This window comes from Actinophytocola sp. (assembly GCF_050699935.1).
Lineage (GTDB): Bacteria > Actinomycetota > Actinomycetes > Mycobacteriales > Pseudonocardiaceae > Actinophytocola.
In genome coordinates, this window is sequence record NZ_JBOHGB010000008.1 from 84514 (window position 1) to 103019 (window position 18506).

An 18506-nucleotide genomic window follows, 5' to 3' on the forward strand; every position below is an offset into this window, starting at 1 on the left:
CCCTGCGGTCTTCTAGATCAGCGACAGTTGTTCGTACTCCGGTAGGTCGAAGTGGATGACGCGGTCCGGTTCGATCCTTCCGGTCTCGGTGAGTAGGTGGGCTTCGCGTGCGTTACGCACGAACACCGGGACGATTCGGGGAACTCGGTGCAGGGAGGCTGGGCTGGGACGCAGCACCCCATACAGCTGGCGGCTTCGGTAGATCGCGATGCCGTAGCCGCAGGAGGCGGGGGGTCCGTGGGAGTCGAACTCGAGGCGGATGCCGTCCTTCTTCCACACCGGGTCAGCCACAGCGGCGCGCAACTCGTCCACCTGCGCGGATGACACCGCCTGCCACCACTGGCGCGCGGCCTGCTGCTCACGCTGCTCCTGCTGGAGCCGCTCTTGTTCGGCAGCCCGTGCCTGTTCCTGGCGTCGGCGTTCCTCGGCTTCCCGCTGACGTCGCGCCTGTGCGGCTTCCAGCGCCCACTGCCGCCGTTGTTCTTCCCACTGTTGTTCGCGGCGGGCCCGCTCGGCGGCCTCGGCGATCTCGCGTTGGCGTTGCTCCTCCTGCCGCCGTGCCTCGGCTTCGTCCCTGCGGCGCTGCTCGGCCGTCTGCTCCCGCTCCCGCTGTTGGCGCTTGCGCTCGTCTTGTCGTTGCCGCATGGCGTCGTGCCGGATCATTTCGTCGACGCTGCGGGAGGTTGTCCAGATCAGGTGGCGTCGGACGTAGCGCCTCTCGGCTCCGATCCCGATCCGTCGGTAGCGGGTTCGGACCTGGTGGACGAAGGTCTGCTCGTAAAGCACCCAGCCGACAAAAGCGTCCAGGGGAAGGCGTTGGATGCGCCAGGCGCCATCGGAGTAGCGGAAGCCGGCAACACCGTCGATGACGGTCCACGCCAGGTCATGATCCACATCACCGTCAGCATCACGGGCAACATCGTCAGCGTTCCCGTTGGTGTCGCTATCTGTGTCGCGGACCCGGATGGAGGGCACGACCCCCATCCACGGCACCCGTGCGGCGGTGCTGACCCAGCACACGCCGACGCCGTCGTTCTGGTAGCGGAGGGTGCGCTCGCTGATGTCCTCGTCGGTGATCGGCGAGAGCTGCGCTTCCCAGGCCACCTGGTGCGTCCCATCGAGCGAGACGGCCAGCACGTCCGCGCGCCAGCTGCCGTTCGGGGCACGGGCTTCTAGATCGGCACGCCAGCCGACAGTGCGAATCGCGGTCGCCAGCGCCAGCTTCAGCCGGTGATGCTCCAGCGACTCGTTGAGCCACACGCAGTCAGCGGGCCGACCAGGGTCGTGAGCGAAGTACCGCAGCTTGCGGCTGGAGACCTTGGCGTGCACGCCGTGCCCGCACGCGGGGCAGCGCAGCGCGACCCGGGGCCGGGCCTTGTGCACCGCGGCCCAACTCATCCCGCATCCGAGGTCCAGCAGGGTGGCGTCGATGCGGCCAGCCTCGGGATGGACCGCGGCGAACGCCACGTCAGCGGCCGCCGTGTTCGAGGCGAGTAGCCGCTGACGCAAGCTCCACGCGGGCACGGTCACCACCGTGCGGGTCGCTGGTTGTCGTGTTCGTGGTACCGAGTCGTTGCCAGTAGATCAGATATGCCTCGCCGTCCACGGCGGAAACCTGTGTGAAGACCAAGTTCGCCATAACCGCGCCGTCCTTTGCACCCATTGGCGACACTCAGAGTCCTACCTGTCGTCAAACACTGTCGTCAATTCTGATCGACTCACATTGGATCGAGGGTTCCCGATGATCGTCGCGACCTCATGGACGACCGCGCGCCTAATAAAGGACCGTTGACGACGGACTTGGATGGCAGCGATCACGGGGGCAGCGGTGGGTGGCGCTCGCCAAGCCACGATTCCGCATTCAGCCGCGGCGCGACACGACAGCACCCCCCGGCCGGCGATACGGACCGGCACCGATGAGCCCTGCACGTTGCCCGAACGAAGCGAGTAGCAACGAGGCGATCGCCCAGATGCTCCCGTCGTCCGAGCGCGATGGGGTCGAGGCACGATTGGTGACATGGTGAGCGACAACGCGGAGGCGGTCCGGCAGCTGGCTGGGCAAGCCCATCGGGTGGGCCGCGTATCGGGTCGGGAACCGTGGCGTGTGGCCCTGCGGTGGATCAGCCGTGGCAGGCTCGGCGAACCACGTGGCCGTCCGGTGGCGCCTGAGTTGAGCACGCCCTGGCAGGACACGATGTCCGGTGAGCGGCCTGGTTGGCGTGAGCGGGCCGCCATCCTCGACGGCCAGCCCGCGTTCGCCGTCGATTACCAAGTCTGCCGCCGCTGCCAGCTCGGCTGGGTCGAGCAGCCCTACACCGATCCGGACCTTCAGGGGTGTGGCTTGGCCAGCGCCGGCTTGGCAGCGCTGCGTATCGAACACCCTGGCCTGAGCTGGCATACCCTCGGCGGCCACTTCGCCGACTCACAAGCGTTCTGGACAGCCGTCGGCACCGGAGTACCCGGCGGCTACGAGCAGCGCCCACTCTGCCCACACGTCCGTCCAGGCTGATCAAGCTCGCAGCGAAGATGGTCGCGCTCCACCGAGAACCGTCCGGCAGAGCACGGCTACTTGAACGCCTCCGGTGGCCGGGTTCGCAAAGGCGTTGCCCCATCAGCGTGAACCCGGTCCTGCTATGCGGTGACAGCTCTGTTCAAAACGGGTTCATGGTGATGGGCTTGTCGTCAACGGAAGCGGGTTTCGGTAGATGGAGGTCGCCGTGGCGATCCGGTTGAAGCTCGGGAACTACGAGACTGTGCAGGACGACCCCCTGGGCCGCTCGTTCATCGGGTACTTCCCCCGGATGACCGAGGCCGAGGCGTGGAAGACCGGGCGGGGCGTGTGGCGGATGAACGCCGACAAGGCGACCCGGCAGCGGTTCGCGGTCATCGTCGGCGAGGGCCTGATCCGCGCGGTCGGTGAGATCACTGGCGTGGCCGTCCACGGCGATCGCGTTGCCCTGGAGGGCGCGGTGTTGACTGATGGTCACCCGGTGCGAGATGCCTGGCTCAACCAGCCCGACCCGGTGGCCAACGGGTCGCAGAATCCGGTCGGTTACTGCGAACTCCCGGAGGAGAAGCCGTTCATCTACCGACCCTGCGCCTGCGGCTGCGGCGACCCAACCGACCGGGACTTCCTGCCCGGCCACGATGTGCGCGCCATCCAAGCCCGCGTCCGCGAACACTTCGACGGCTCGCCGCTGAAATTCATCCAATGGGTCGACGGCACGCTCGCTGGTTCGGCCACCGGAGCAGGGTGATGGGGTGGTTCCGGCGCAAACCGGCCAGGGACACCGGGGACGAGAAGCCGGCGGCCGGACACGAGCGTCCGCCGCTGATCGACCGGGCCAATGAGGCGGACGCCATCCGCCAGGCCCTATACCTTGCCGGATTCCATCCGCATCAGGAAAAGAGTGGCGGTCGGGTTCGGGCTGGGTACCGAGTCGAGGACGTCGGGCTGGGCCCGACGTTCCTGGTGCGCCACAGCGGGAACGCTGACGAGGAACGTCTACACGAGGAACGGTCGTACATGGCGGCGTTGGCGGCCTTGGGTTACGTCGTCGAGCCGGTCACCGATGAGTCGGCAGGCGGGTTGCGGGTGTGGCCGCTCGGGCAACGTCCAGCGCTGCCGGTGATCGATCCGCGTGAGCTGGTGAACGAGTGGCTGCGCAGCCTGACCATCATCGGGGAGGGCAAGAGCATCGACGAAACCCTCGCGCTGATCGCGAGCGTCAACCGCACCGGCACACACGCCGTGCCGATCCGTACACCCCTTCCACCTGACGACGCCCGCGCTCTGGAATCCGTGCTCGCCTGGAACAACGAGATCCGCTCGCGTCAAGCCGGGGTGAACCTCCTCGTCGAGCAACTACTCATCCGCTGGCTGGCCGAAGCCACCGGTCAGACCTGGAACCAGGTCGTCCAGCGGCTGGCCTTGGGCATCGAGGAGTTGCTGCCGCCGGAACAACCCACCAACTCCTGATGTCCCAACACAAACAGAGCCGATTCACCGAAGGATGGAGCGGATGACCCGTACCCCCACCCGGCGCGGAGTCCAGTTCGGCCCGGCCGAACAGAACGTGCTGGCAGTGATCGACGAGCACGGCCTGCGGACATTGCGGTACGACGGTGCCCCGTGTGAGCTGGTCCGCGCCGCCGAACCTGCACCTTCGCCAGCCAGGCCAGACACCTGCACGCTCACCTGGAGCAAACCAGCCCAGGCAACGTCAAGGTCGATCCGCGGATCGTCTCCGGCAACGCCGGCGAACCCGTGCTGAGCGCGCAGCAAACACCAGCCGACATCCTCGTGGTGCTCGGCCACACGGACCCTCGACGGTGGCCACGTGGCCACCGTCCTGGACGTCCCCGCCGCTGATCTGTGCGGCGCCGTCAACGCCCGTGTCGTCGTGCTGAACACCTGCTACCTGGGCGTTCATGTAGGCCCGGTGAGCCATCAGCGGCGGACGCGGTAGCGAAGGTGAGTGACGCCGTCCTCTCCTTCGAGAACTCTGACCCTCTCCAACTCGCGCCGCTCATCGCCGAAGTAGAGGACCGGGATCAGGTGGATTTCGAGTTCGTCGAGTAGCCCGGCGGTCAGTGCGCGCCGTGCGGTGCTCGCCCCATGGACAAGCACGTTCTTGTCGCGGGCCGTGTGTTTAGCATCTCGTATGGCGGTGTCGATGTCGCTCACGTAGTGCACAGCGGGCCAATCCACCGCCCAGGAGGGCGCCGGGTGGGGGCTGGGGATGTAGATGGGCACACCGTCGTGATAGTCCCCTCCCCGCCCGCCTGCGGTTTCGACGCTCCCGCTTCCGGCGACAATGGCTCCGGTGGACATGAACTCTTCGTAGATCTGGCGGTTCGCGCCGTGATCTGCGTCTGGAAAGGGCCACTCGTGCAGCCGCTCTCCGCCGTCACCGAGTCCGTTGTCCGGGCTCACGTTAGGCCCTGCGGCGAATCCGTTGAGAGACAAGGACAGGTGCAGCACAGTCGAGGACATCGCTCACTCCTTGTGTTGGTCGAGCGCCAGTGGCTGCCCGGCGCGTTACACAGCTACGTCGAACCGTCGGCTCGGATATCGACACCGTCGCGCCCGTTCATCGATGACCACCGTCCGAAGGGCCGGATTCACACCCGTGGCGTGCCTCGACCCGCGCAGCACCTGACGCGGTTGCGGCCCCACGCCGGTCACTCTCCCGGCTACAGCGAGCAACCTTCAGTACCACCTCGACTGCCCGCTGATCAGCATCGGCTCGGCGGGCGGCTAGCTGTAGTGATCGCACGCGGCCGCAGTCGCCCTGCCCGGGAATCAACATGGATGGCGCGGCGACCATGGATCGCTGCAGAGAGTACAGGGTGGGGTACGCCGTGTTCACACTCTGTGTCTCGCCATGTTCTGCGGATTAACTGAAACGCGACCATCGCAGGCGCGCGTCGGAGGCGAGCAGGTTCGACGGGACTGCACTTGGCCTACCGGGAGCGCGAAGGCAGATCGCGGCGGCCGGCGCGGCCGACAGCGAGGAGCGTCATCAGTGCCGCCTCCGCGCCGCGCAGACACGTTACCGTCCGTGACACATCGGCGAGCCAGTCCGAGCGGTCACGGTGCTGGGCCAACCGGGTGATGATCAAAGCGTTGTGGCGAAAATTCGTTTCGCATATGCTCCTGCAGACCCTATGGGCGCTAGCCTCGACGCCTTGGGAACCCTGTGAGCACCAGCCAGGGTGCTCACACCGAAGGAGAGGTAGTAGATCCCCCATGGAGGACGAGCTGGTGATCGGTGTGCGCGACTTGACGGTGATGCGTGACCGCCTCGACCTGGCCCACGGTGACCCGTCCACTTACGGCGGCGGTGACGGTCACGGCGACGCGGGCGGCGATGGGCTGAACATCCCCGAGTGACCCCTGGGTGAAGAAGCGGCGGCGGCGTTTCCTGTCGCCGCTTCTTCTGTTGAATACCAACAGAAAGGAGCATTGGTGGACCATCCACTGGTCGAGTCCATTCAGAACGCGTTGGGGTGGAATGGCTCCGGTCCTCTCGGCGCTGGGTTCGCTCACGGCAGCATGACCGATCCCTCGCTGTGCCAACAGATTCTGACACCAACCCGACTGCTCGACATCATCATGCGCCGGTCGCTGTCGTACCCGCAGTTCCGGGTGTTTCAGCACGGCGACGAGTTGCACCCGGATCGGTACCTGCACAATGTGGTGACGCGCCGCGGGCAGAGCCTGTCTATGGCGCGCATGGAACCTCTCGGGCGGTTCGTCCGCGCTGGGTGCACGATCGTGCTGGACACGCTCGACAGCTTCGACCCAGCGATGGAGATCGCCTGCCAGGCGTTGCAATGGTGGTCGCACGAGCTGGTGCAGGTCAACACCTACCTCACGACGGCGGAAGCGTCCGGGTTCAACCTCCACTGGGACGACCATGACGTGATCATTGTCCAACTCGGCGGTGAGAAGTCCTGGGAGGTGCGCGGCACCAACCGGATCGCGCCGATGTACCGCGACGCGGCCAAGGACGACGAGCCGCCCGAGGAGGTCGTGTGGTCAGGCACGATGCGCGCCGGGGACGTCATGCACATCCCGCGCGGCTACTGGCACCAGGCCACGCGCACCGACCGAGGTAGTGACGATGCAGGCTACAGCTTGCACGCCACCTTCGGGTTCGTGAAGCGCACTGGCGTCGACTGGTTTTGTTGGATCGCGGACCGCTCCCGCATGCTGGAGGAGTTCCGGCACGATCTCGACCGCGGCAGGTCCAGCACCGGGTCCAATCCGGAGCTGACCGGGCTGGTTCCGGACCTCGTGAAGGCGTATCCGCAGAGCGTGTACCTCGCGGCGCGCGAGCACGAGCGCCCGCCCCGGCGCCGTGTAGTAACCCATGACGTGTTCGGCCCACTGGCCGGTGTGGTGTGCCTGGCCGACTTTCCGCCGACTGTTGTGACCACCGACGATCAGGTGACAGTCACCGCCGTGGGGAAAGAGATCGCGTTCGCTGCGAAGGCAGAGCCAGCGCTGCGGATGCTGCTGTCCGGCAACCCGGTCAGCCTTGAGGCTGTCACCGAGGCAACTGGCGTCCCGGCCGACGTCGTAGCGCGCACGCTCGTGGACGAGGGCGTGTGCTCGGAGCTGACTGACGAGCTCCTGGCCGGGTATCTACAGGTCCGCTAGCGCGGCCAGCAGACCAGTGGAGGCCGCCCGCGCGGCGTGGGACAGTGACGTTTCATTCCCGCGCCGCGCGGCGCCCCGGATCACGTTCGCGCACTGGACCAGCATCGAGAGCGTGCCGGAGCGGGTGTCCAGGTCGGCGGCGAACTCGCGGCGGACCCGCGCGGCCAGGTCGACGTCCCGCAGCGACGCCTGCCACAGGCATGCCGCGTCGAGGCCCCGCGGCGCGGTCCCCCAATCCTCCCAGTCGATCAGGTGGCCCTGCACAGACAGGTTGTGCCAGTGGACGTCAGTGTGTGCGGTCACCCACTCGTCGACGCGGGTGTTCACGTCGTCGCCGAACATCTCGATGATCCGCCGGGTGACGTGCGCCTGGCTCATGCCGACCCGCTGAGTCTGATGTGTGGCGAGGGCGGCTAGCGACGCGCGCAGACCTGACCACCACACGTCCGGCATCAGCGCCGCCGTACGGAGTTCTCCCACCATCGGCGCGGTGATCAGCTCCAGCTCGTCCGCACGCCACACCACGCCCCGGCCAGGATCAGCCCACGTCACGGACTGAAACCACCTCGGTTTGGTGACGCCCTCGATCACCGAAGCTGCCTCGAGCCCGACCCAGGCGGCTGCGAACCGGGTCGCGCCGCGGCGCTCGATGCGCACCCACGTGCCCGCGTTCGTGCGGAAGCCCTCCGTCGCGCCGGACTCGCCGTACACCACCGAGGCCCGGTCCAGGCGGACCGCCAGCGCGGTTTCGACGCGTTCGAGCACGTCCGGGTGCGCTTCCTCGCGCACGTTGATCACCGGCCGGGTCACGGTCAGGTCGGTCATGTCCCCCCTCGAACAAAGAAGGCCCCGAACCAGACCGGACGGGGCGCTCCCTTCTCTCGCTGCGGTCAGATGTGCTGGTACTCGCCGTTCACCACGGCGTCGAGGAACAGGTTCCACTCCAGCGCGGTGTAAATGTGGGCGGGCTTGCCAGGGTTCTTGGTGTCCCGGACAGCAACGTGGCCGGGTGCGTAGCCGACCTCCACGCAACCGTTGCCCTGGGCCTGGCTTGCCTCGGGCTTGTGCCAGCCAGTGAACTCGGACTCGGAGGGCGTGCGCGACTGCATGATCATTTCTCCTTCGGGCTGGCGGCGGTCACTCGTAGTCCTTGGCTGCCCGGAGCAGGAAGTCTCTCGATACCGCCGGATCGAGGGCTGCTCCCAACAGCCCGGTCCACAACCCACTGTAATCGGCCAAGTCCTGGAAGCCATCCAAGTAGTCGCAGTTCGTGAACTGCTCCACAAGCACGGTCTCCAACGGAGGCGTCCTTGGGCTCGCGGAGGGTATCCGAAAGTACACAAACGGATACGAATGCGCCTTCGGGACGACAGGCGTTGCGAAGGGCAGAACGTGGATGTGAACGTTCGGTCGCATCGCAACCTCGGCGAGGTACAGCATCTGGTGGAGCATCACGTCGCGGCTGCCGATCATCCGCCGTAGGCAGGATTCGGACAAGATCGCGGTGACCTCCACGTCCGGCCGGTTCAGCACCTCCTGGCGCTCCAGTCGCGCCTTGACCTGGGCTGCTGTCTTGGCGTTTGGCTCGTGAACCGGAGCGAACAGCGCCTGCATGTACGCCTCGGTCTGGAACAGGCCGTGAACCAGCTCGGTCAGGTAGATGTTGATCGCCGAGGCGTCCTGCTCGAAGTCGACGGCGGCGCGGAACCACTTCGAATAGACGCCGCGATGTCCTCGCCACCGGCCGCGGTTCTCCGCGCCTCGATTCAGCTCGGCGAACTCCTCGAGATCGATCGGGTCGCCGCCGTCGGCCGGGCCGCCGGCAGCATCGGTGCCGATCTTCTCCTTGTAGAAGGTCACGAGATCACGCAGCGGCCCCTGTCGGATCCCGGTGATCCCGTTCTCCAGCTTCGACAGCACAGACCAGGACCGGTCGAGCACCGACAGCAACTCACTGTCGGTGATGTCCAGCTCGGCCCGTTGTCGCAGGTGGCGCAGTTCGTGGCCGAGCACTTTCCGCTTCGTTGTCGGGCTTGGCACGTCGCGCATCCTCTCACCCGCGTGATCGACAAGCCATGAGCGGCACAGGTCGTACCAGATTCACTCGTACAGTCGCATTGTCGTATCGCATATTCGACGCTACAGTCATCATGCGACAACGCGAATCGCATATGCGATGCACGAGAGGGTACACCGTGAACCCACTGAGCCTGCTCACCGGTCCCGCACCCGCGCTGCTCCTCCTGGCCTCCCCGGAGTCGAGCAGCGACCCCGAGGTGAGCTCGCTCGGCCCGATCCTGGGCGTGGTTGGGGTCCTACTCGGCGTCGTACTGCTGGTAATCGCGGTCGCGGCCGGGCTCAGCCGTCTTGCTGAGCACCGGCGTATGGAGAGGGCACGGCTCGCCGATGACGCCACCGCACCGGCGCCGGCGAGCCGTGCCCTCTACCAGAACCCCGCTGCTGCCGAGGAGACCCCTGAACTCGTCGGCAGCAGCGGCCCCCACCCCGGCACTCCGCTGTGTAAGGAGCGCCGGTTGTGGCCCGGCTGATCTGGAACGTCCCACCCTCCACTCTTCCGATGTGGCGGCCCCCGACCGGATGGGCTGCCAGATCAGCCGGGCCCTTGCTGTATCCCGAAGGAGATTCCATGTCCATCCCGCTCGATGAGGTGACGGCGGAGACGCGGTGCCCGGAAAGACTCGGCGGCGACCTGCACCACTACCCGTTCACGCGGGATGGGAAGGCCGTCACGATGCCCGGCCCGGACACGGACCGGTACGGCCTGACCAAACCCGTGATGCTCGCGCTCTGCATGACCGCGCGCAAACCCGTATACCTCGTCGCGCCGCGCGCAAAGCCGGACCCGGCGAACCCGTCGCGGACGTGCGCGGAGTGCGCGTACGAGCACTTCCTGGATCTACGACGAGCCAAAGAGGACCAGCTCGTCGTGGCGGTGTAGGGCGGGGTGGCGGTGCCATGCTTGAGCCCTGCCGACGACGTGGGAAAGCACGACCTGCTTGGCCCGGACGGCTGGCCGCTGATCGGCACGTTCAGCGGCCAGTTGATCACCGAGGACGAATGCCCCACCGAGCGGATCTGGCGACCAGCAGTGGAGATCTCCGAGATTCCCGAGTCGACCATGGTCCTGCCGCGTGTGCCGGTCGACTCGCCGGAAGACACGGCGCTGTTGCCACCTATCTCCGAGGTCGGTGACGAACTGGCCGAGGAGCGGCGGCGGGCGACCGACGTCGCATGGAACCGCAGCCAGAACGCGGTCACACCGCTCAACCCGCGCAACCGCTCGGATCTCCAACGTCTCCTCGACGCGCTCAACCGCTGGAACCCTAACAGGAACCGGAAGGACTGAACATCGTGGCAAATCACCGAGTGCGCGGGATCCACTGTGGACCAGCTGCGCCGTTGCAGGTGACGGCCTGGCTGTTGGCCATCGTCCTGGTACTGGCTGTGCTGAGCGCTCTGAGCTTCGGGGGTGACGCCGCATGAGCGAGAGCACGTTCCGGGCCGTCGTGTTCAGCGTCGACCCCGACGCCGTGTGCAAGGCAGTGCGGCTCGAGAACGGGCTCCTCTCGTGGTCGAACCCGACGCGCGACCTGTTCCAACTCGGAACCGCCACGATCGAGCTGCATCGGCACGGCGGCGAGTGGGCAATACGCGTCAACGCCGTCACCGAGGACGACGTGCGCGACACGCTGGCCCGGCTGCGTTTGGACCCGACTGTGGACGTCACCGACGAAATCAAGCCCCAACCAGTCCGGGCACGACAATGAGCGTGCCGCCCGTGCTGTACGTCGCGAGCTTCGGCTACCACCACCGGAAACCACCTGCGGCCAACGCCGTAATCGACGTCCGATGGATGCCGAACCCGTTCAAGACCGTCGACCTGCATGACCTGTCCGGGCTCGACACAACCGTCCAGGCGTGGCTGTTCGGCCAGCCCATGATCGAGAACTGGTTCGAGTGCCTGCTCGATGTCCTGTATCCCCAGATCCAGCGTGCCTCGGAGAAGGACTCGCATGCGATCACCTGGATGTTCGGTTGCGCGGGCGGCCACGACAGGTCGGTGGCGGTCGCCGAGCATGTCGCCACCTCGATCCGCCGCACCGACTTCATCCCCGGGTTCGTGGGCCACCTGGACATCCACACCAGGGCGGACGATGAGCCGGAAGCTGCGTGCGCTCGCGCTCGCCGCGTGCCTACCGGTCACCGTGATCGTGCTGGCGGCAGTGGGCGTGGTGCAGGTCCTTGGTGTGCTGGTGATGGTGTCGTCACTGTGATCGGGTGGTTCCTGCTCGTGGGGCTCTTCCACAGATTCCGGCTGTACACCTGGCAGGTCGAACGAAGATCGGCCTGCCAGATGCCCCTCATGCCACTGCCGTGATTCCCAATATCCAGGACTGAGAGTGACGACGCCCCGACGCGCCAAGCGCCCGGTCACGGATCAGGAGAAGGACAAGATCATCGCGCTGTTCCTGGACGTTGGCGTGGTCGCGAGCGTCGCCCGCCAGGTAGGGCGGCATCACGCCGTCGTGGAACGTGTGATCGATCGAGCGGGTCTCGAACGCCGCCGGTATCTGCCGAGGTACGGCTGCGACTCGCCGGTGATCTGGGAGGTTCACGAGACGGACGGACTCTGGATGGCGAACCGGCTGACGCTGCACGAGTACATCACCGAGGTGATCCGGCTACGGAACCAGCTCTGAGCCAGGCGCTACCGGCGAGCGAGCGGCCCACGAACGCTTCGTTGCCGTGTACGGACGTCCTCCTCAGCCGCCAGGTGACCCGTCTTGGCGGCGAACTCTCCCGGTGTCGCGCGATGCCGGGCGGGGTAAACATCATCCAGACTGCGGTGACCGCCGCGCCACGACACCGCGCAGGCTAAGCCACCGCACTCCCGTGATCACCTCACCCTCGACTGGGTGTTTTCTGGGCATGGCAGTGACACCAACCGGCCGTTCTCTCCAGCAAACGTCAGGTGGCGGCGACGTCGGCCTAGGCTGGGTCAGGTGATTGACCAGTTGACGGTGGAAGCAGCGGTCGCCGATGCTCGCCTTGCTGCGATGGAGTTCGATGACGCCCAGGCGTGGCTGCGCGCCCATCACACGCTGATGGAGCCGCTCGCGGCAGAGGTCTGGGTCACCGACCGGACGTACAGCCAGGTCTTGCTCGTACGGCACCGCGTGCGTGGATGGGTACCGCCTGGCGGCAAGGTCGAGCCGGGCGAGACGCCGCGGGCAGCTGCGGCTCGTGAACTCCTGGAGGAGGCCGGTGTAGCGAGCGAGTTGCTGCCCGCGCCGGCCGCGGTGGCTGTCCGTTCTTTCCGTGCCGACTGGGCGCCGACACTGAGCCTGTCCTACGGGGCTGTCGTCGGCCGTGATGTGCTGCTCGGCGGAGAGGCTGGGCAGCCCTCGAGGTGGGTCGAACTGGACGAGATGTGGGAGAGCGTGTTCCCCGAGGACCGCGAACGTATCCGCGCGTACGTGCGCCGATTGGCAGCGGGGAACGTAGTGGGGGCGCGCTGAGGCCCGTTGCCGGCGCATGGTCAGAGGACCTTGTCGATCAGACTCAGGATGTCGTCGGGCAGCGTCACCAGTTGGAGTTCGTGAAGGAATCGAACCCACACCGGCTCCAGGCCGGGCTTCGCGCAGAACTCCTCATCGCTCAGCTGCCCTTCGGCGTAGGCCGCGGTGCGGTGCGCGTGCTGCTGGAGCTGGTCTTCGTGCAGCCATCGCGGGGCACGCACCTCTTGGGCAGAGGGTCGGATCGGTCCAGACGTCTGGGCCCGATAGATCCACCACTGATGGCCCACGCGGTCGCTGGTCGGTCGGCGGCAGTGGTTGGGCCGCCATGCGGTCAGCAGCAGGTCAAGTGAGGTGACGGTCAGGCCGACTTCCTCGGCGACCTCAATGTGGGCGGCTTGCTCGGGTCCTCCGTGCTGGTCGACATGACCGGCGACCGGTGCGATCCCCGCGGGGGGCCTCGCGCGTTCGAAGACCAGCAGCCCGTTCGGTGAGGCGATGAGCACGCCGACGGCCGCGTGATCGCAGTACTTGGTCCCGCTGCCGTGGCTACTGGTCGGCGGCGGGGCGGTCAACGTAGTCCCCTGGGTCGCTGTGCGACCACTACGAGCCAGCTCGTCACGGTAGGTGTGTCGGGTGTGGTCAGCGAGTACGCCTTGTCGAGGATGTCCATCCGCTGAGCGTGGGTGAAGTCCCCGTCGGGTCGAGCGAAGACGGGAATCGACAGCCATGCCTTCTTCTCGGCCATGGTGCTGTGCTGGGCGATGATCTCGGTGTCGAGCACGGTCAGCCCGGCGACCGACAGGTGCTTGGCGATCGTGTCCAGCGGTAGCTTCGGACCTGGCTCGGAGGCTGGAGGCGGGGCGTAGCCGTAGTCACGGGCCGCGACCTGACGGATCAAGGTGTTCAGCGACGGTCCGGCGGGCACGTTGGTCTCGTCGGGGTGGCGGACGCCGGCAAAGCCGCCGCCGATGTTGAACACGAACCGGCCGTCGGGTCGTAGGACCTGGTGGACGGTGGCGAACACCTGTGGCACGTCGGTCTTCCAGATCGCGGAGTTGCAGACCACGGCGTCCGCATTGCCGGGAACGTGGTCGGCCAGGTCTTCGGCTGGGGCGGTGACCCAGGTCAGGCGCGGGTCGGCCAGGGTGCGCCGGCCGACCCGCTGCATGGCAGCGGCGTTGTCCAGGGAGATGACCTGGGCGTCGATGGGGACGCGTTCGAGGATTGCCTCCGCGGTCGCGCCGGCTCCGCCGCAGAGGTCGATCACCAGCCGGCTGTCGATGAGATCGGCGCGGCGGGCAAGGTCTCGGCTGGTGGCCGTGTACATGGGGAAGTCACGGGTGAAGGCGGCGTACGCCTCTGCGGTGGTGTCCTCGTCCCAGCCGAGAAGGGCGTCCAGGGGTGCCATCGCGGGTACCTCGCTTCAGGGGTGCAGGCCAGGCTCGTGGCGGACGGACGCGACGAGCCAGCCGGGGCAGTTAGAAGAGGGAGTTCTGGAAGGTGGCGGCAGGCGAGGTGAACGGGCCGAGCGTGATGCGGCGCCCCTTGAGGGTGCCGAGGTCGAGCACGTAGTCCACCTCGTCGTCACCGTCCAGGACGGCCAGTATCTGGGTGCCGACGCACGAGACGACGGTGAAGCCGTGCTCGCCGTCGCGCAGGTCGTGTGGATACAGCATCCGTACACCGTTGGCGACGCGCATTCGGTCGCCTTCGGCGGGAGGAGTCCACTTCTCCAGCATTGCCGGGGTGTTCATCGCGGCGAGCGCGTCCGCGGCGCGGGAGACGTGCCGGTCGTGGGTCGCTCTCGCGGTGGACAGGTCGGTCAGGTTGGCCAGCGCCTTGAGTTTGGTTGAGGCCCGGACGGTCTGGGGCACCTGCAGACTGCGGGTGATGGCGTCTTCGAGGTGGCGTACGGCCCGGCCGTCGGGACTCTTGGTCAGGTAGGTGGCGATCAGCGCGCCCTGCTCGTCGAGGCGGGATTGCTTGCGTGGTTCGGCTGCGGTGCCGACTTTGGTGGCGCCGTCGGCGAAGGTGGCGAGGTAGAGCCAGTGCGGCTGGTCCATGTACTGGCGCAAGGTCTCGGGGACGTTGCCGTCCTGGTGGAACTGGTGGGCGAAGCGGAACTCGTCTTGGCGCAGGCACCGGGCGCACTGGTCGCTCTGCTCGGTCGGCGCGCGGTCGGGGCACGCGAGGGCCGCGACGCGCACCGTGTCGGCGAACTGGTACCGGCCGGTGCACCACCGGCCAGTACCAACCGCAAAGCCGAGTCGCTGGTTCATGATCTCGGCGTAGACCAGCGGCCCGTCGGGCAGCGGGGCCAGCAGCAGCCGGGGATCTCCTGTCGCCCAGGTGATGCCGTGGCACACGTACTCGCCGTCGGTCGGTCGGGTCACTGGCATGGGTGCGTTCCTCGTGGTGGCTGCGGGCGGGGTCAGATGGCGAGCTGGAGGCGGTCGGCGAGCGCGTCGGCGGCGGTCTTGAAGACGGCGTCGCGGTCCATGTCGGTCACGTCCATCGACAGCCATCCGCTGCGCTGCTCGTGCTCGCGCAGCTTCGCGAGAACGATGTCTTGGTAGCGGATGAAGTCCTCGTCCGTGGCGCCGGAGTGGCCGGTTTCCAGGGAGCTGAATTCGCCCTTGCGGGTGAGCGCGTCGCGGGCGCTGATGTGCAGGAAGAAGACCAGGTCGGGTTCGGTGAGGTGGGCGAAGACCTGCTCGGCCAAACTGGTGGAGACGTCGGGATTCACCGCGTAGCGCGCGAGGATCTTGTGGTGGGCGTTGTCGAGGATCACGTGGGTTCCGGCGGCGAGAGCGGGTTGGATGACGAGTTTGTCCTGGAGGGTGTACCAGGCGGCCAACGCCAGCAGCCAGTAGTGGTCGCCGCACGCTTGGGCGACGCGGGCGTCGCGGCGGTAGACGAGCGCGTTGAGCCGATCGACGTAGGCGGACAACTCCGGGTCCATCGGGACTTCGGTGCTGTGCTTGCCGATCAGGATCGCTTCGTGGCCGGCCTCGTTGAGCGCTTGGTGCAGGCGGGTGGCGAGGGTGGACTTGCCCGCGCCGTCGATGCCGACGACCGTGATCTCCCGTCCGCGCGTGGGGTTGAAGAAAGGTGCCGCGTTCGTCATGTGGTGCTCCTCCAAGGGGTTCAGATCGGCCGGGCGGCCAGTCGGTTGGCGATGACGTCTTGGATCTGTCTGATGAGGACGGTGCGTCGCCGGACAACGTCGTTGTGACGCTCGTTGGACAAGTCCGCGGGGTAATGGCGAGCGAGGTTGTTGGAAATGACGTGTAGATAGCCGAAATCGATCCCGGCGTCGCGTGCTGCCACCCCCATGGGGCCGATCTCCGGATCGACGAATGCGTGCTCGGCGTGCTCGGTCAGCCAGTCCCGGTTCTCCAGCAAGATCGAGGGCGAGGTGACGTGGACGCCGGTGTGCACACCCGGCTGGGCCGTGGCGAAGTCACCGAAGAAATCGGGCCACGTCACGACGCTGCCACCTACGAGGCTTGTGTTTCCGGTTGCAAGTCGCGTGTTGGGTTCGATGTCTGGGTTCAGGGCACCGACTTTGCCGACGTAGACGACGTCGCGGGCACCGAGCTCCGCCAGGCGCGTGACCACGCGCCCGGCGACGTCGCCCCAGATGCTGTGCAGGAAACCGAGGTAGACCACCCGGCGGCCGTGGACCTCGGTGCGTTGCCAGGCGTAGCCGTGCCCGTGGTTCCACACACCGTCCGGCGGGGCAAGGTGCGCCAGGCCCCAGCCGACGATCACGAGGTCGCCATCGAGTTCGAGGTCGAGCATCCCCACCGCCTCGCGAGACAACGTCGGGTCGGGCAACTCGTAGGTGACGGTGTCGGCCGCTTTTCCTGTCATGGCAAGGTACGTGGCGATGATCAGCGCGTAGTGGTGGACGTAGTCGGCACCGGGGAATGCCTTGACGGTGAGGTCACGGCCTTGGACGTCGGCGGTGGGGCGCTCGAAGTTGAACAGCTTGCCGGTCTTCTCGTACGCGGAGATCACAGCTTCGCGGTCGTAACTGCCGACGACGTGGATGCTGTCCCAGTCGTGGTCCTGGATCAGGTGGTGCACCTTGATCTGGAGGTAGCGCAGAAGGCGGTCCGGGGCCATCGTGTGCCCGTCCACCGCGATGGGAGAACTGCGCAACGCCGAGTCGGGGCATGCGGGCAGGACCGCATTGGCGAGCAGGTTCATCAGGCGGCCTCCGGGATACGGACGCTGCTGCCGGCCGCCTCGCGGACGACTGCGATGTTGCGTCGGATCAGGTCGAACCGTTCCTCGGGGATGGGGCCCAAGTCCTCGATCCGAGGAGTTTTGGGCTTCTCGTAGGGCCCGCCGGGCAGCATCTCGATGCCCATCGCGCCGAGGATGACCGGCGCGGCGCCGTCGACCGAGGCGATCCATTCGTGCTCGCGCTGTTCGACGAGTTCCAGGTGTCCGCTGCGGCCGAGGCCGAGCAGCCGATAGACGATCCTGTCCTCGATCATGCCGTGGTCTTCCAGGTACTGGGTGGCCGCCCAGCGGGTGCGGCAGAGCTGGTCTTCGGGGGCGGGGCGCCGGGATGCGGGCAACGCGATCGCTCCGACGTAGTCACTGGAGGCGAAGTAGTCGTAGCAGCGCAGCCACTCTTGATCGTCTGCCGCGTGCAGCACGACGCACAGCCGGAACTCGTCGCTCAGGTCGAGGATCTGACGGGCGGCTTCGTCGCTGGCTTGGATGGTGGCGAGCCCGTCGCGCATGACGTCCGGCAGGATGATCTCACGGGCGTCGACTATGCGGGCTGCCGCGATCAGGTCGGCGGCCGGCAGGGCGTGGCCGAGATCGAAAACTCCGTTGTCGACAATGATCTCCGCGCCCCGCTGGGCTTCGCGGTGGAAGAACGCGCGGTAGGCAGCGTCGGTCAGAACACGCTGGGCTGCCACGTGGTGGACGCTGGCGGGCTCCTGCGCGACGAAGGCGTTCAGGTAGTCCGGCGGCGCGATCGCGGAGAAGGCGATGCTCTTGGCCATCAGGCTGCCCTCCACCTGTCTGTGGCGAGGGTGAGGAATTGTTGGGAGAGCACAGGATCGCTCTCGAATCGACCACCGGCCTGCACTGTGGTGGTACGAGCTGCATCCATCCGCACACCCCGCGCACTCATGCACAGGTGCGTGCCGCGGACCGCGACGGCCACGTCGCTACTGCCGAGCACGACGGCGATCTCGTCCGCTACCTGCCGAGTGAAGCGCTCCTGCACCTGAAGACGACCCGCGTACTGCTGTGCGATGCGGCCGAACTTCGACAGGCCCATCACCTCGCCGTCCGGCACGTAACCGACTGCGACGTCCAGGTTCATGGGCAGCAGGTGGTGCTCACACAGCGACCAGACGCTCATGCCGCCGATCACGACCAACTGGCCGCTCAGGTGCTGCTCGGTGAAGCAGGTCGGTGTGGCCGACGGCTCCGGGGAGAAGAAATCGCGCCACCACGCGGCGACCCTGGTCGGCGTGTCCGACAGGCCCTCCCGTCCGGGGTCCTCGCCGATCGCGGCGAGGAGCTGGCCGACAAGATCGGCGACGCGCTCGGTGTCAACCGGGCCCGGCGACGCCAGATCCTGGCTGTCGCTGGAAGCCAGCCTGTCGAGAGTGTTGGTCACAGACTTCGTCTCGCTTCCGGGTTTGGTAATGGGTCAAAGACGTCAGCAGTGGCGGCTCGTGGTAGCGCCCTGGCGCGCAGGTGCTGGGCGACGTGCCAGCGCAGTGACGACGACCGCGAGCATCAGGGTGATCTCGGCCAGG

Annotated in this window: 24 protein-coding genes; 12 read left to right on the top strand and 12 right to left on the bottom strand. The window is 67.0% G+C overall.

Annotated features, from left to right (window positions below; genetic code table 11):
• Positions 1-12 precede the first annotated feature (12 nt).
• Positions 13-1524 carry a competence protein CoiA gene (locus ACRDTB_RS05530; protein WP_431428849.1) on the bottom strand — a complete coding sequence of 504 codons (1512 nt, stop codon included), beginning with the start codon at positions 1522-1524 and terminating at the stop codon, positions 13-15.
• A gap of 493 nt (positions 1525-2017) precedes the next feature.
• Here ACRDTB_RS05530 and ACRDTB_RS05535 point away from each other — a divergent pair, with 493 nt between their 5' ends.
• From ACRDTB_RS05535 to ACRDTB_RS05545, 3 genes are all read left to right on the top strand, one after another.
• The gene (locus ACRDTB_RS05535; protein ID WP_431428850.1) at positions 2018-2509 is read left to right on the top strand and encodes a hypothetical protein; all 492 of its coding nucleotides are present in this window, start codon (positions 2018-2020) and stop codon (positions 2507-2509) included.
• Positions 2510-2717: 208 nt separating this feature from the next.
• Positions 2718-3257 (top strand): hypothetical protein, encoded by a 540-nt coding sequence (locus tag ACRDTB_RS05540; RefSeq protein WP_431428851.1) that lies wholly within the window; start codon positions 2718-2720, stop codon positions 3255-3257.
• A complete protein-coding gene (locus ACRDTB_RS05545; protein WP_431428852.1) occupies positions 3257-3979 on the top strand; it encodes a hypothetical protein in 723 nt (240 codons plus the stop codon). The genes ACRDTB_RS05540 and ACRDTB_RS05545 overlap by 1 nt, the downstream gene beginning before the upstream one ends.
• A gap of 471 nt (positions 3980-4450) precedes the next feature.
• On the opposite strand, the gene ACRDTB_RS05550 is transcribed toward ACRDTB_RS05545, so the two are convergent.
• Positions 4451-4996: a dihydrofolate reductase family protein gene (locus ACRDTB_RS05550; RefSeq protein WP_431428853.1), complete on the bottom strand. Its 546-nt coding sequence runs from the start codon at positions 4994-4996 to the stop codon at positions 4451-4453.
• Between the two features lie 756 nt (positions 4997-5752).
• On the opposite strand from ACRDTB_RS05550, the gene ACRDTB_RS05555 reads away from it, so the two are divergent.
• Complete coding sequence (locus tag ACRDTB_RS05555) at positions 5753-5896, top strand: hypothetical protein (protein WP_431428854.1); 144 nt, start codon at positions 5753-5755, stop codon at positions 5894-5896.
• A 162-nt stretch (positions 5897-6058) separates the two neighbouring features.
• Positions 6059-7168: a JmjC domain-containing protein gene (locus ACRDTB_RS05560; RefSeq protein WP_431428855.1), complete on the top strand. Its 1110-nt coding sequence runs from the start codon at positions 6059-6061 to the stop codon at positions 7166-7168.
• Here ACRDTB_RS05560 and ACRDTB_RS05565 read toward each other — a convergent pair.
• From ACRDTB_RS05565 to ACRDTB_RS05575, 3 genes are all read right to left on the bottom strand, one after another.
• Complete coding sequence (locus tag ACRDTB_RS05565; protein ID WP_431428856.1) at positions 7154-7993, bottom strand: hypothetical protein; 840 nt, start codon at positions 7991-7993, stop codon at positions 7154-7156. The genes ACRDTB_RS05560 and ACRDTB_RS05565 overlap by 15 nt on opposite strands.
• Positions 7994-8058: 65 nt before the next feature.
• Entirely contained in the window at positions 8059-8277 is a 219-nt protein-coding gene (locus ACRDTB_RS05570) for a DUF397 domain-containing protein (protein ID WP_431428857.1), read from the bottom strand.
• A gap of 28 nt (positions 8278-8305) precedes the next feature.
• Positions 8306-9217 carry a DUF5753 domain-containing protein gene (locus ACRDTB_RS05575; protein WP_431428858.1) on the bottom strand — a complete coding sequence of 304 codons (912 nt, stop codon included), beginning with the start codon at positions 9215-9217 and terminating at the stop codon, positions 8306-8308.
• A gap of 146 nt (positions 9218-9363) precedes the next feature.
• Between ACRDTB_RS05575 and ACRDTB_RS05580 the strand changes: the two genes are divergently transcribed.
• From ACRDTB_RS05580 to ACRDTB_RS05610, 7 genes are all read left to right on the top strand, one after another.
• Positions 9364-9717 (top strand): hypothetical protein, encoded by a 354-nt coding sequence (locus ACRDTB_RS05580; protein ID WP_431428859.1) that lies wholly within the window; start codon positions 9364-9366, stop codon positions 9715-9717.
• A 98-nt stretch (positions 9718-9815) separates the two neighbouring features.
• A complete protein-coding gene (locus tag ACRDTB_RS05585) occupies positions 9816-10127 on the top strand; it encodes a hypothetical protein (protein ID WP_431428860.1) in 312 nt (103 codons plus the stop codon).
• 21 nt (positions 10128-10148) lie between these two features.
• Positions 10149-10535, top strand: a complete 387-nt coding sequence (locus ACRDTB_RS05590) for a hypothetical protein (RefSeq protein WP_431428861.1) — start codon at positions 10149-10151, stop codon at positions 10533-10535.
• A gap of 133 nt (positions 10536-10668) precedes the next feature.
• On the top strand, positions 10669-10956 hold the full coding sequence (locus ACRDTB_RS05595) for a hypothetical protein (protein ID WP_431428862.1): 288 nt from the start codon (positions 10669-10671) through the stop codon (positions 10954-10956).
• Between the two features lie 2 nt (positions 10957-10958).
• Positions 10959-11567: a RapZ C-terminal domain-containing protein gene (locus ACRDTB_RS05600; RefSeq protein WP_431428863.1), complete on the top strand. Its 609-nt coding sequence runs from the start codon at positions 10959-10961 to the stop codon at positions 11565-11567.
• Positions 11568-11589: 22 nt separating this feature from the next.
• Entirely contained in the window at positions 11590-11889 is a 300-nt protein-coding gene (locus tag ACRDTB_RS05605) for a hypothetical protein (RefSeq protein ID WP_431428864.1), read from the top strand.
• A gap of 303 nt (positions 11890-12192) precedes the next feature.
• A complete protein-coding gene (locus ACRDTB_RS05610; RefSeq protein WP_431428865.1) occupies positions 12193-12708 on the top strand; it encodes an NUDIX domain-containing protein in 516 nt (171 codons plus the stop codon).
• A 20-nt stretch (positions 12709-12728) separates the two neighbouring features.
• On the opposite strand, the gene ACRDTB_RS05615 is transcribed toward ACRDTB_RS05610, so the two are convergent.
• The 7 genes from ACRDTB_RS05615 to folE all read right to left on the bottom strand — a co-directional run bounded on the left by ACRDTB_RS05615 (position 12729) and on the right by folE (position 18364).
• A complete protein-coding gene (locus ACRDTB_RS05615) occupies positions 12729-13280 on the bottom strand; it encodes an NUDIX hydrolase (protein ID WP_431428866.1) in 552 nt (183 codons plus the stop codon).
• The gene (locus tag ACRDTB_RS05620; RefSeq protein WP_431428867.1) at positions 13277-14116 is read right to left on the bottom strand and encodes a class I SAM-dependent methyltransferase; all 840 of its coding nucleotides are present in this window, start codon (positions 14114-14116) and stop codon (positions 13277-13279) included. Before ACRDTB_RS05620 ends, ACRDTB_RS05615 begins: the two co-directional genes overlap by 4 nt.
• A 70-nt stretch (positions 14117-14186) precedes the next feature.
• The gene (locus ACRDTB_RS05625; RefSeq protein ID WP_431428868.1) at positions 14187-15107 is read right to left on the bottom strand and encodes a DUF2797 domain-containing protein; all 921 of its coding nucleotides are present in this window, start codon (positions 15105-15107) and stop codon (positions 14187-14189) included.
• 32 nt (positions 15108-15139) lie between these two features.
• Positions 15140-15835 (bottom strand): dTMP kinase, encoded by a 696-nt coding sequence (locus ACRDTB_RS05630; RefSeq protein ID WP_431428869.1) that lies wholly within the window; start codon positions 15833-15835, stop codon positions 15140-15142.
• Positions 15836-15855: 20 nt separating this feature from the next.
• Positions 15856-16923 (bottom strand): hypothetical protein, encoded by a 1068-nt coding sequence (locus ACRDTB_RS05635; RefSeq protein ID WP_431428870.1) that lies wholly within the window; start codon positions 16921-16923, stop codon positions 15856-15858.
• On the bottom strand, positions 16923-17738 hold the full coding sequence (locus ACRDTB_RS05640; RefSeq protein WP_431428871.1) for a hypothetical protein: 816 nt from the start codon (positions 17736-17738) through the stop codon (positions 16923-16925). The genes ACRDTB_RS05635 and ACRDTB_RS05640 overlap by 1 nt, the downstream gene beginning before the upstream one ends.
• A complete protein-coding gene (gene folE / locus ACRDTB_RS05645; RefSeq protein ID WP_431428872.1) occupies positions 17738-18364 on the bottom strand; it encodes a GTP cyclohydrolase I in 627 nt (208 codons plus the stop codon). Before folE ends, ACRDTB_RS05640 begins: the two co-directional genes overlap by 1 nt.
• Between the last annotated feature and the right edge of the window lie 142 nt (positions 18365-18506).